Origin of the sequence: Streptosporangium sp. NBC_01639, assembly GCF_045209755.1 — a bacterium.
Lineage (GTDB): Bacteria > Actinomycetota > Actinomycetes > Streptosporangiales > Streptosporangiaceae > Streptosporangium.
Genome location: NZ_CP109272.1, coordinates 2373250 through 2385081, shown reverse-complemented (window position 1 = coordinate 2385081; position 11832 = coordinate 2373250). Strand labels below are relative to the sequence as shown.

Below are 11832 nucleotides of genomic sequence, written 5' to 3'. Positions count from 1 at the left end.
GGTTGCGAACCGGAGGCGTGAACCGGTGGCCGAGGACCGGAGGGTGTGAACCGGTGGCCGAGGATCCGCGGTCGCCGGGGCGGCCTCCAGAGTGATCGTTCTACAGCGCCTGGAGCGCCAGGCCGAGGGTGAACAGCGCGCCGTAGACGAGTTGGAAGCGGCCGGTCTGCTGGAGCGTGGCGATCAGGGCGGGGCCGGTCGCACCCTGCCTGACGGCTCGCACCGGGCCGATCGCGAGCGGTGTGGCGAGCACGGCGAGAGCGGTGAGCGGCTGCCACGGCACCATGGCCAGCGCGACGGCCAGGGGGAGCGTCAGGCAGAGGGTGTAGAGGGTGCGGGTGCGGTGATCGCCGAGCACCACGGCCATGGTGCGCTTACCCGCCGGGCCGTCGGTGGCGATGTCACGCAGGTTGTTGACCACCAGCATCGCGCAGGCCAGCAGGCCCACCGGTACCGAGGCGGCCAGCGCGGTCCAGGGCAGCCATTCGAGCTGCACGAACGTGGTGCCGGCCACCGCGACCAGGCCGAAGAACACGAACACCGATATCTCACCGAGCGCGCGGTAGCCGTAGGGCCGTGAGCCGCCGGTGTAGAACCAGGCCGCCGCGATCGACAGCGCGCCGACCAGGAGCAGCCACCACGCACCGGTGACCACGACCAGCGCCAGCCCCGCCACCGCGGCGGCCACGAAGCAGGCCAGGGCCGCGCCGAGGACCTCGCGGGGCGCCGCCGCCGCCGAGCCGACCAGGCGCATGGGGCCGACCCGGTCGTCGTCGGTGCCGCGCACTCCGTCGCTGTAGTCGTTGGCGTAGTTCACGCCGATCTGCAGGGCGAGCGCCACGAACAGGGCGAGCAGGGCCCGCCACCAGACTGCTCCGCCGTATCCGATCGCGACGCCCGTGCCGACGGCGACGGGGACGACGGCGGCGGGAAGGGTGCGCGGACGGGCTCCGGCGATCCACTGGCTCGGGGTGGCCATGGCGTTGCGGTGTTCCTCTCAGGTGTTTCCTACCGGCGGTCCGGGAGCATGCCGACTACGTCGGTCCCGGCCCGTCGGCCCTGGGGCGTGGCCGCGGATCCTTCCGCCTGCCGCGGTCTCCGCGGATGGCGCCCCGCCGCGCTGTCGTCGGCGCTCATGACTCTGTCACAAGCCCCTCCTCCGCTCTGCGGTGCGTCCATCCGGACGATCCTCGCGAAGCCGAGGATCCACGGACGCGCCCTAGCTGATGTCGGTGGTCAGGCGGATCATCCGCACCGGCCGGCCTATGTTGAGAACCCTCTCGGCACCGTCCTCGCCCCAGCCCGCCGACTCCAGGAACCCGAGCGGGCCGTGGTTGTCGGCGAACACCCAGGTCACGATGGTGTGGTAGCCGTCGTCGCGGAGATAGTCGACCGTCGCGTTGAGCAGGCGGCTGCCATGTCCGCGTCGGACGTGGTCGGGGTCCACCAGGAAGGTGAGCATCTCGGCGGTGGTGGTCGGGTCGAGGTCGGGATCCTCCGCCGGTGCGTGGGAGGCGAGCCCCACCACGCGCTCGGCGCCCCGCATCGCCGCCATGGCCTCGATCCCGCCGGGACCGAGGGCGGGGAACGCGTCGGTGTCGAGGACGACCTGCTCCACCGCGACCAGCACCCGGTGCCGGGAGGACGGCGGGGTGACGATCGCCTCATCCCACTGGCGCCGCCACATCTCCTCGGCGGCGGGACCGGTCATCTGCTCCAGCGGCCCCTCCGGAAGGAAATCCCGGTAACCGTACTTCCAGGCGCGTATCTGGGTGGTCGTCACAGCGGCGACATCATCGTGCCGAGCCGCCCGCACGCCTACGTCTGCCATCTCGGCCCGCTCCTTCTCTGCCGTCTACCGTCGCCTCGGGAAGCACTGTCTCGTGGGTGTCGTGCCACGCGAGCGGGCATCAGGCGGGTCGATTCCCGAGACAGGCTCCTACACCGTATCGGGGAATCGGACTCACAGATGACGCGAACCTGTCTCCGTCTGGCGCCGAGCCCGATATGCCCGAGTCTTGGTGCGGTTACCGCACACTCTCATGGAACACCATGATCGCGAACGGTTCTTGGACGAGTCGACGAACGCCCACTGACAGGTGCTCTCGGTGCACACCTTCAGCCTCGGCCACATCCCGTCGGCCTGCGCACCCATCACCGCGGCCGCGATCCTGGCCAGCCCGCCCGTCACCCCCGCGGCGACCGGTTCGAGGGCGGGCCCGTCGGCCGTCAGGATGACCCGCAGCGAGAGCCCGGCGAACGGGTGGGGCGGTCCCGGCTCGTGGTCGTGATTGTGGCGGAGCGCCACGCGCAGGGCCTCGCGGAGGTCGACGGCCAAGGCCAGGTGGTCGTTCCCGGCCGTGTCCTCCGGGCCGATCAGGTCATGCCTGCCGAGCCACGCGGCCAGCGTCGCGGGGGACGTGAGCGTGTCGGCCCCGCTCTCCACGTCGTAGGTGTTGACGAAGTCGCACACCAGCTCGGCGGGGTTGCCCATGGATTCCATCACCTCTTCGAAACCACTGTATGTCATTAGGGGGTTGTATCCATTGCGACACTGACATGGCTTTTTCACCGGTGTTTCGGCGCGGGTCATGCGGAATCCCATGATCTTCGCCGCGAGCCGACCCGTCCCCGGCGGCTCAGGAGCCGTCCAGCGCCGTCGCCAGCCGCCGGACGCCTTCCACCAGTTCCGGCAGGTGAAGGGCGGCCGAGTGGGTCACCCGGATCCGGGGCCCCGAAGGCTCGGCCGGGTGGTAGACGCCTCCCGGGCTCACCAGGACCCCGGCCCGCCTGGCCGCCTCCACCACGGTGTCCTCGTCCCGGTCGGGCGGGAGCCGTACCCACAGGTGCATGCCGCCCCTGGGCAGGAGATGGACCTCGGCGGCGGGTATCCGCGTGGCGAGTGCGGTGACGAGCGCGTCCCTGCGCGCCGTCAGTTCGGCGCTCAGGCCGGCCAGGTGGCGCGGCCACGCGGATGAGCCGACGAACTCCAGCGCCGTCTCCTGCAGGGGCCTGGCCACGAAGAACGACTCCACGAGGTGGGTCGCCCGCAGCCGCCGCGCGGCCGGGCCCCGGGCGACGACCCCGGCGACCCGCATGCTGGGTGACAGGACCTTGGTGAGGGAGTTGACGTGCACGACCGTGCCGTTTGCGTCCAGGGAGATCATCGGAGGCGGGATCGGGGCCGTCGCGAAATACCTGGCGTAGTCGTCCTCGATGACGAACGCCCCCGCCGCCCGGGCGACGTCCAGCACCTGCCGGCGCCGTTCGAGGGTCAGGGTCGCACCGGTGGGATTGTGCAGGGTCGGCTGGCAGAAGAAGACCCGCGCGCCCGTGACGGCGAAGGCCTCCGCGAGAAGCTCCGGGCGCACTCCGTCGCGATCCATCGGTACGGCCGTCGCCCGGAGCCCGGCGGCCCGCGCGGCGGCGAGCACCCCCGGATAGGTCGGGGTCTCGACGAGGATCGGGGTGTCGGGCGCGGCGAGGGCGCGGAAGGCGTGGGTGAGGGCGGACTGCCCGCCGCTGAGGATGAGGGCGTCCGACGGGGTCACGTCGCCTCCCGTCTCGCCCGCGAACCACCTGCGCAGCTCGGGAAGGCCGGTCAGCGGCGGCATCGCCCAGACGTCGGGGCGGCGGAGGGCGCGGACGGCGGCGGCCGACAGGGCCTTGGTAGGGCGCAGCGCCGGATTGAGGTAACCACCGGTGAGCGGGATGACGCCCTCCGGCGGAGGGGTGAGCAGGCCGCTCACCACCGTGTCGTCCACCACCCGGTCGCCGAGCGCCACCGTCTGCCAGGACAGGTCCACCGCGTCGCTGGGGCGTTTGAGGACGGGGGCGACATAGGTCCCGCTGCCCGGCCTGATGATCACCCGACCTTCCGCGGCAAGCCGGGCGAGTGCCCGTGACACGGTCACCGGGCTGACGCCGTGGAGCCGCATCAGCTCCCGGCTCGATGGCAGCCTGTCCCCGGGGCGCAGCCGTGCCGCCTCCGTGCGGATCATGGCTGCCAGGCGGACGATACTGCTATCGTCATTCATGAAAGACAACGATAGCGCTATCGTCTCCAGTCGAGTAGCGGTCGTCCCCGCGACGGATCTCACGCCCGGCCCGTGGGCCTCCCTGGGCCCGGCGTGGCGGGGAAGCATCCTGGCGGGCCTCGGCGTGCTCTCCTTCTCGGGCTCGTTTCCGGCGACGGTCTTCGCGATGCGGGGGTTCGACCCCTATCTCGTGGCGATCGGGCGGGCCGCGGTGGCCGCCGTCGCGGCGCTGGCCCTCCTGCTGGTCGCCCGGGTGCCGTTGCTGCCGCCCAGGACGCAGTTGCGGTCCTACCTCGTCATCGTGGCCGGTGTGGTGTTCGGATTCCCCCTCTTCAGCGGGCTGGCGCTCGACGCCGGGGCGAGCGCCTCCCACGCCGCGGTGGTCATCGGCCTGCTGCCGGCCGCCACCGCGGCCTGCGCCGTCCTGCGAGGGGGAGAACGGCCCCGGCCGCTGTTCTGGGTGTCCTGCGCTCTGGGGGCCGTGGCGATCACGGCCTTCACCCTCAGCCGCGGCGGCGACCACGCCACCGGCGCCGACCTGCTCCTCGTCGGCGCGCTCGGGTCGGCGGCCGTCGGCTACACCGAGGGCGGGCGCCTCGCCCGCGAGACCTCCGGCTGGCGGGTGATCTCCCACGCCCTGGTCGTCGCCGCCCCGCTCACCGTCCCGGCGACGGTCGTCCTGGCGTTGAGCACCGAGCCACGTCCCGGCGCGGCGTCGCTGGCCGGGTTCGCCTACGTGGGAGTGGTCTCGATGTTCCTGGGTTTCATCCCCTGGTACGCCGGCCTGGCCACCGGAGGGATCGCCCGCGCCGGGCAGACCCAGCTCGCCCAGCCCCTGCTGACCCTGCTGTGGGCCTGGCTCCTGCTCGGTGAGCGGTTCGGGCCGGCCACGGTCGCGGCCGCGCTGGCCGTACTCGTGTGTGTCGCCCTGACGCAGCGGGCACGCTCTTGAAAGATGTGACATCAAGGCGCAGGATGTGAGCTGGAGCTGTCACAAAAGGGGTGGATCATGACGGACCTGTCGATTCCCGAGGGCGGCTTCTGGCCTGCTCCGGAGATCCCCCAACCGAACATCTACCCGATGGAGTGGCGGGTCGAGACCGAGAAGCTGGCGGCCATCTACGAGAAGTCCAAGCGCATGGTCTGGAACCCCGCCGACCTGCCCTGGGACGACCTCGATCCCGGCGACTTCACCGCCGAACAGCGTCTCGGGATCATGTACTGGTTCTCGGTGCTGGCCAACTTCGACGCCTCCGGCCCGGCCGTCTTCGCCCGCGCCACCATCCAGGCGTTCGAGAAGCACGAGGAGGATCCGGTCCGCAAGTGCTTCTTCTCGATCACGCGGGACGAGATGAACCACGAGGAGTGCTGCCAGCGCACCATCGCCAAGCTCTGGCCGGGCGGGCCGCTGGACTGGACCCCGGTCACCGACCTGGAGAAGGCCGCCCACAACAACATCGGCTGGCTCTACCACAACGGGGGCCGCTACTGGACGGGCTACAACAGCGCCGTCGGCAAGTACAGCCTGCCGGTGCTGTTCACCAGCTTCATGATGGGGGAGATGGCCGCCTCCACCCTGTTCCGCGGCATGGCGAGCGGGACCAGGCATCCGGTCTTCGGTGACATGTTCCACCGCATCGGCCGCGACGAGTCGCGCCATCTCCAGATCTGCATGACCATCCTGGAGAACGAGTGGCCCGGCCTCACCGACGACGTCCGCTCGCTGATCACCCGCCAGCTCCGCGCCGGTTTCGTCTTCCTCTCCATGATCCTCTGGGAGCCGCCGGGCGGCTTCTGGGAGCTGCCGCCCTACTTCCTGCACAACCACCGCGTCCTGATGGACCATGCCCGCGACGCCGGCCTGGGCGTGCTCTCCTACCAGGAGCAGGCCGACAACTGGCGGACGGCCATGGCCAAGATCCGTGCCATCGTGGAGCGCTGGGGCATCGAGTTCCCGGCCATCCCCGAACTCGACATCGAGGGGGTCGAGGTCGACTTCCTCGATCCCGAGGAGATCATCCCAGTGTTCTAGGTGCCCTGGCAGGAAGATCGGAATGGTTCCTGGTCAGGCAGTAGCCCCCCCGCTGGGTCCCAACCGCGAGCTCGGCATTGATGAGACCCTCCCGGGCTGTGACCTATGGGGCGCCCCCTTGCCGGGGAGGCCTGATGGACGTTCTGGACGACCTGGTGGGTCAGGACCTGCGTCTGAAGCTGGCCCTGATCGAGGCCCTGCATGAGGAGGCGGAACGGCTGGCTGCCAGTTGATCGCCCTGGTCCCGGTTCCGGCGAGGGAACCAGGACCAGGACGTTGGGCGGCCTCCGCCCGGGGGCACGGCCAGAGGCCGCATCCGACAGGAGACGTGAGGATCTCACTGCCGGAGTCTGTGAGCGCGGTTCCCGCCCCCGACCCCTCCGACGAGGGCGGGAACCACTTGCCTCGTGTGCCGCTGTTCAACACGGAGGCCAACCCAGGACCTCGGCGCCTGCGCGCGCTCTGCTCCTGGGGTCCTGCACCCGGCCGTCGCGCACCCGGAGGCACGACAGCCGGGCTGTCTAGGGGAATCCGACCGTGTGCCTACCAACGGCCACCGGCTGGCAAGGCCGGGGCTCATGGCGGCCGGACGCTGATCGTGCGCACCGGCGCCGCTGTTCAGCCGATCCGTGGCCCAATGCCTCGTACAGGGTGTGGTCGACCCGCGGTATGACGAGCAAGCCTTGGCCGCAGTGGAGGCACAGAGGATCTACGCGCTGTCCGTCGATCATGACGGCGTCTCGACTGCCCGCAGGAGCGCTGCCAGGCCGTCCGGTGTCCCTGCCTCCACCGCCGGGGCGCCCAGCAGGTCCACAGTTGCGGGAGCCGCACAGAACCGGTCGGTGTCGGCGAACCGCAGGATCGTCCACCGGGGGAAGTCACGGCGTAGCTGCAACACCGGGTCTTTGTCGAGTTGGACGGCCAGGCGTACGGCCGCGCCCTCGGGGTCGCAGACGGGGTGCCAGGACCACAGGCCGGTCTCGCTGGGCCAGCGGAACCGCTCGGGACCACACCACACCAGCACGCCTTGGGCGACGCTGAGCGTCGGGTGGCCGCTGCGCATCACCATGACGTCGGTGTCCAACGTCGGAATATCCAGCCCTTGTAGTGCCACTCTCCTGCGGTTTATTGCCTGGTCAGGGGTCATGGCTGCCAAGCTAGTGCCGTGACCGCTATGGTTCGCCGGGTTGAGACGGAGGACCGTGGTGTTTGTGGAGATCGTCTTCGTGGGGCTGCCGATCGACCGTGATGAGGTCGAGGAGGCATTGGAAGCGGCGTTCGAGCTCGACGGCGAGATCACGGGCGCGGGCAGCGGCATGGGTCGTTGCCATCTTGACCTTGAGATCGCGGAGGGCTCGGACGCGACCGCGGTCCTGGAGCGGCTCTGGGCTGTGCTGTCTGAACTGGGAGTCGCGGACCACGCGACCTTGGATGTCAGCGAGTGATCAGGCTGCCATCTGCGCTCGTCCGCCCCAGCGGACGCCCTTCTCGCTGCGGACACGGGCGCGTTCGCGGCGTTCGGCCGCCAGGACATCTCGATGGCGGGCGTTGGCGTTGCGCCAGCGCAGGTAGGCGTGCAGAGCCCGGGTCTGGACCGTGTGGTTGGGGTGGTTGGAGTTGGCGATGGTGAACTGCCGCAGCGGCCCGAAGTGCGCCTCGATCGGATTTGCCCAGGACGCGTAGGTCGGTGTGAAGCACAGTTCGACCTGGTGCTTTTTGGCCCAGGCGCGGATCTTCTCGCCCTTGTGCGCGGACAGGTTGTCCAAGATCACGTAGATGGGGGCGCCGTCTGGGCGGACCGCCCGGATCGACCTGAGGGCGGCCAGCGTGTTGCCGGCGCCCTTCTTTCGCCGGTTGATGCCCCAGAGCGTGTCGTCACCGACCGAGTAGCAGCCGTGGAAGTACCGGACCCCGTGGGTGCGGTGGTAGGTCGCGGGGTGCCGTTCAGGGTGCCCGGCAGCTGCCCACCCCGAGCCGCCGGTCGGCCGGATTCCCAGCGGACCGAACTCGTCGAACGCGAAAACGCGGTCGGGGAAGCGGTCCAGGACGTGCTCGATCCGGTCGAGCTTGGTGTCACGGTCTGGGTCGGGCGACTCCTTCCAGGTCTTCGTGCGCTGGAAGGTGACGCCGCGGCGGGCCAGCAGGCACCGTAACGCCTCGCGGCCGATCCGGATGACGCGGCCATGGACCCGGTGCAGGTAAATGACGAGCTTGCGGATGGACCAGCGGGTGAAGGGCTGGCCGAGCTTGGTCGGGCGGGTGGTGGCCGTCGCGACGACGAAGTCCTCGTCGTCAGGAGTGAGCTGGCGGGGACGGCCTCCCGCCCAGCGAGGGTCCAGACAGGCCAGGCCGATCTTGTTGAACCGGTGGATCACGTCGCGGACGGTGTCCTCGTCCGCCTGCACCAGCTGGGCGATGACCGGGACGCGGTTCCCGCCGGCCGAGGCCAGCAGCATCATCGCCCGCCGGTAGCGAACCGAACTGGTGCTACCCCGGCGCACGATCTGCTGCAGCTTCTGCCCTTCCTGGTCGGTCAGTCTGCGCACACGGACAGGCTCGGCCACCGCACCTCCACGGGTCGGATCGGACGTCACCGCACATCCAACCGCCCCGACCACCAACCCGGCGAACCAATCCGGTCACAGCACTAGATCGCCCCGGCGATGGCGAGGGACACAGTTTGTGCCCCCGTGTTTAGGTCAGACCAGAAGGCCGATCCGGTCGGCAAGCTCGCGCGCCTGTGGCCGCAGACGCACCGGACCCTCGGTGAGTTCCAAGGTCATCCGCCTGGCGTAGCCGTTGTACCGGATCGTCTCCGGCGCGGTCTGCTGGGCAAGCTCCAGCGTGCCGAGCACGGCCGCATGGTCACGCTGGAGCTGATGGGCACGAGCGACCTCGATGAGGTGACGGCCCCGGCGAGGGCGTGATGGGATCGGCGCGGACAGCGCACTGTCAGCCTGCCGTGCGGACTCGCCGCCCTGGTGGAGCTCGACGGCCACCGTCACCGCGTGTGCCCCCATGATGACCTGGGAGAACGATGTCCAGGGTTGATAGTAGGCGGCTGGGAGCCGCTCGGCGACTCGGGCCGCCTCCTCCCAATGCAGCCACGCGTCCCCGGTCTCACCGAGCCGCGCCGAAGTGAACGCCAACTCGAAGCAGAGCGCACCCCACATGGCCTGCAGGTCGACACTCGGATTGGTCATGGCCGGCTCGACGGCGGCCATGCCCTGCTGGTTGATGCCCTGAGCCGCCTCGAAGTCGCCGGTGTCGCGGTGGGCAGCGACCAGGAACCATACGGCGCAGGTGAGTGCCAGCGGGTCTTCCGACTCCTGCGCGGCCATCAGCGCCCGGTCGGCCACTCGCCAGAGCAGATCCTGGGCGGGCTGGTAGGCGAGGAACATCTGTGTGAGGCCGTACGTCTCGGCGAGCAGGGCAAGCGCTCGTCGTCGGTCGGCGTCGCGGTACATCCCCGCAGCGAGCTGAACGTCACGCAGAAGAGCCGGCAAAAGCTGACCAAGGGCGGTCCGATGATCGGGCGAGGAGTGCCGGATCCGCCAGGCGGCATCCAGTCGGGCGCGCAACGTGGCGAGCGGCTGCACAATGCCGGTCGGCATCAGCGGGGCAAAGTTGATCGCAGCCCGTACGTCTTCGAGCGCGGGATGCCCGGGGCCGGTGAACATGCGGACCGGCATGGATTGATCGCCAGTCAACTCCGCCAGGTCCCGGACGCGGAGCGCCTCTGCGAGCTGGAGAATGATCGGCAGTCGCGGGTTCTGCTGAAGTCGGCCGGATTCAACGGCCTTGAGCCAGCTGGCGGATTTGCCCACCAGGCCGGCCAGGACTTCCCTGGTCATGCCGCGCTGTTCGCGTTTGATTCGGATCCTCTGCCCAATAGTGAGTGCCGGTCCGAGGGCATCGTTGGTACCGTCGTTCATAGGCCCTGCACCTTCCTGAGCGTCTCGACAACCTCAGGCTACGGCGCAGGGCCTTTGCTGTGCAGGGAAGTCATCCGTGGAATGGGATCTACAGCGGGAAGAAGCCCCCGCCAACCAGCAGAGGCTCCCCAACGCGGCGTTGGTTACTGCTCGGCCTCCTCCTCCCGAACGTGTCCCTGGCCCCAAAGTAAGCCGATCTGCGCAGGTCACCCGACTTCCGAGAAGACTGTGTTCTCGGAAGCGGAGACGGTCACGACTTCTGAGAAAACGCACGGCTGAGAGGCAAAACCCCAGTTCGGCACCTCCGCGAACAGGACCGCGTCGCTCGTTGGCGGCTGGGGCCACCTTCGGGAGGAGGACGCCAGGACGACGCGCTCGGCGTCGATCTCCGGGCGGGTGAGCGCGTATTCGATTATCTCAGTCGTCGTGGGCGATGAGCATGAGCTGCCGCCACAGCAGCACCACGAACACCGCGGAACCAGCGAAGGCGAACCAGAACGGCGCCGCGACACCGAAGCGGGTGGCCAGAACACCGCCGATCAGCGAGCCGACCACCAGACCGGCGTAGACGCAGATGGTGTTGACGCTGCCCACCCGGCCCTGTAGCTCGCGTGGGACCGCGCGCTGGCGGACGGTGACCGAGGTCGTGCCCCAGATGAACGCGTGCGCGCCGAAGACCAGGAAGATGCCCCCGGCGACCCACGGCGAATGGGTCAGGGCGAGGCCCAGGTGGGTGAACGTTTCGATGATGAGTCCGATCCGCATCAGGGCGCCGAGGCTCACTTTGCGGGTGATGGCCCCGTACAGGCCAGTGCCGATCAGGCCACCGATCCCGCCGATGGTGGTCATCAGGCCGAAGCCCATGGCGCCGAGGCCGAGCTGCTCCTGGGTGTAGAGGACGAGAACAGACCAGGCCGCGCCGAACGTGAAGTTGAAGATCAGGATCGTGAGCGCCAGCGTGCGGACCGCCGCGTGCCGGATGGTCCAGCTGAACCCGGCGATGAGTTCCTGTACGGTGTCGGGCTTGGGATCGGCGCCCTGTCGGCCGTGCGGCGGCAACGTGATCCGTGATACCAGGACGATCCCCGCCACCATCAGGAGCAGCTGGCCCGCGAACGGCCAGGTCAAGCCCAGGCCGAACAGTGCCGCGCCGATCGGAGGCCCGGCGAGCTGATTGAGGGTGATGAATCCCGTGCCCAGGCGGGCGTTGGCGATGACGAGATCGTCCTTGCTGACCATCATGGGCGTCAACGTGGCCGTCGCGCTGTCGGCGAACACTTCGGCGATGGATCGGAGCGTGAGCGCCGCCAGCGCCGTCGTCACGGTCACCGTGTCGGTCACCATGAGCGCGACGAGCGCCGCCAGCACCACGGCCCGCATCGCGTTCGCGACGAGCACGATCCTGCGCCGGTTGTACCGATCCGACAGCACGCCCGCATACAGGCTGAACAGCAGCGGCGGCGCCCAGCCCACCAGGGCAGACAGCGAAATCATCAGCGGGTCGCGGGTCAACGTCGCGATCAGCAGTGGGCCCGCGGCGGCCGCTACCCCGTCACCGAGATTTGTCAGCCAGCTCGAGGCCAGCAACCATCGGAATCCTGTCCCCAGCCGGACAGGCAGGACTCGCTCCATCATTGTGATCACGAGCGCACAACCATACGTTTTGAGAAGCATCTGCGACAACGCGTTTTCGCGTCTACGCACGGTGTGGGGTAAGCAACAGTTCTTGAATTGAGGGCGCTGGACCCTCCTCTCAGCCGTGCGTTTTCTCAGAAGTCGTGACCGTCTCCGCTTCCGAGAACACAGTCTTCTCGGAAGTCGAGTGACC

11 protein-coding genes are annotated in these 11832 nt (G+C 69.3%); 3 read left to right on the top strand and 8 right to left on the bottom strand.

The window, feature by feature from the left end:
- Positions 1-100: 100 nt before the first annotated feature.
- The 4 genes from OHA77_RS10700 to OHA77_RS10685 form a co-directional block, all read right to left on the bottom strand.
- Positions 101-979, bottom strand: coding sequence for a 1,4-dihydroxy-2-naphthoate polyprenyltransferase (locus tag OHA77_RS10700; RefSeq protein ID WP_406317770.1), 879 nt, complete (start codon positions 977-979; stop codon positions 101-103).
- 240 nt (positions 980-1219) lie between these two features.
- Positions 1220-1831: a GNAT family N-acetyltransferase gene (locus tag OHA77_RS10695; protein WP_326820788.1), complete on the bottom strand. Its 612-nt coding sequence runs from the start codon at positions 1829-1831 to the stop codon at positions 1220-1222.
- A 132-nt stretch (positions 1832-1963) separates the two neighbouring features.
- Positions 1964-2530, bottom strand: coding sequence for a CGNR zinc finger domain-containing protein (locus tag OHA77_RS10690; protein WP_406317768.1), 567 nt, complete (start codon positions 2528-2530; stop codon positions 1964-1966).
- A gap of 109 nt (positions 2531-2639) precedes the next feature.
- Positions 2640-4037 (bottom strand): PLP-dependent aminotransferase family protein, encoded by a 1398-nt coding sequence (locus OHA77_RS10685; protein WP_406317766.1) that lies wholly within the window; start codon positions 4035-4037, stop codon positions 2640-2642.
- Between OHA77_RS10685 and OHA77_RS10680 the strand changes: the two genes are divergently transcribed.
- The gene (locus tag OHA77_RS10680) at positions 4036-4989 is read left to right on the top strand and encodes a DMT family transporter (RefSeq protein WP_406317764.1); all 954 of its coding nucleotides are present in this window, start codon (positions 4036-4038) and stop codon (positions 4987-4989) included. The two genes, OHA77_RS10685 and OHA77_RS10680, sit on opposite strands and share 2 nt — an antisense overlap.
- Positions 4990-5046: 57 nt before the next feature.
- Positions 5047-6069, top strand: a complete 1023-nt coding sequence (locus OHA77_RS10675) for a hypothetical protein (RefSeq protein ID WP_326820792.1) — start codon at positions 5047-5049, stop codon at positions 6067-6069.
- A gap of 727 nt (positions 6070-6796) precedes the next feature.
- On the opposite strand, the gene OHA77_RS10670 is transcribed toward OHA77_RS10675, so the two are convergent.
- Positions 6797-7153, bottom strand: a complete 357-nt coding sequence (locus OHA77_RS10670; protein ID WP_406317762.1) for a hypothetical protein — start codon at positions 7151-7153, stop codon at positions 6797-6799.
- Positions 7154-7280: 127 nt separating this feature from the next.
- Here OHA77_RS10670 and OHA77_RS10665 point away from each other — a divergent pair, with 127 nt between their 5' ends.
- Entirely contained in the window at positions 7281-7514 is a 234-nt protein-coding gene (locus OHA77_RS10665) for a hypothetical protein (RefSeq protein WP_406311808.1), read from the top strand.
- Here the strand turns inward: OHA77_RS10665 and OHA77_RS10660 are convergent, their stop codons facing one another.
- The 3 genes from OHA77_RS10660 to OHA77_RS10650 all read right to left on the bottom strand — a co-directional run bounded on the left by OHA77_RS10660 (position 7515) and on the right by OHA77_RS10650 (position 11591).
- Positions 7515-8633, bottom strand: a complete 1119-nt coding sequence (locus OHA77_RS10660; protein WP_406311807.1) for an IS630 family transposase — start codon at positions 8631-8633, stop codon at positions 7515-7517.
- Between the two features lie 135 nt (positions 8634-8768).
- Positions 8769-10004, bottom strand: a complete 1236-nt coding sequence (locus tag OHA77_RS10655) for a helix-turn-helix domain-containing protein (protein ID WP_406317761.1) — start codon at positions 10002-10004, stop codon at positions 8769-8771.
- 417 nt (positions 10005-10421) lie between these two features.
- Positions 10422-11591, bottom strand: a complete 1170-nt coding sequence (locus OHA77_RS10650) for an MFS transporter (protein ID WP_406317759.1) — start codon at positions 11589-11591, stop codon at positions 10422-10424.
- Positions 11592-11832 lie beyond the last annotated feature (241 nt).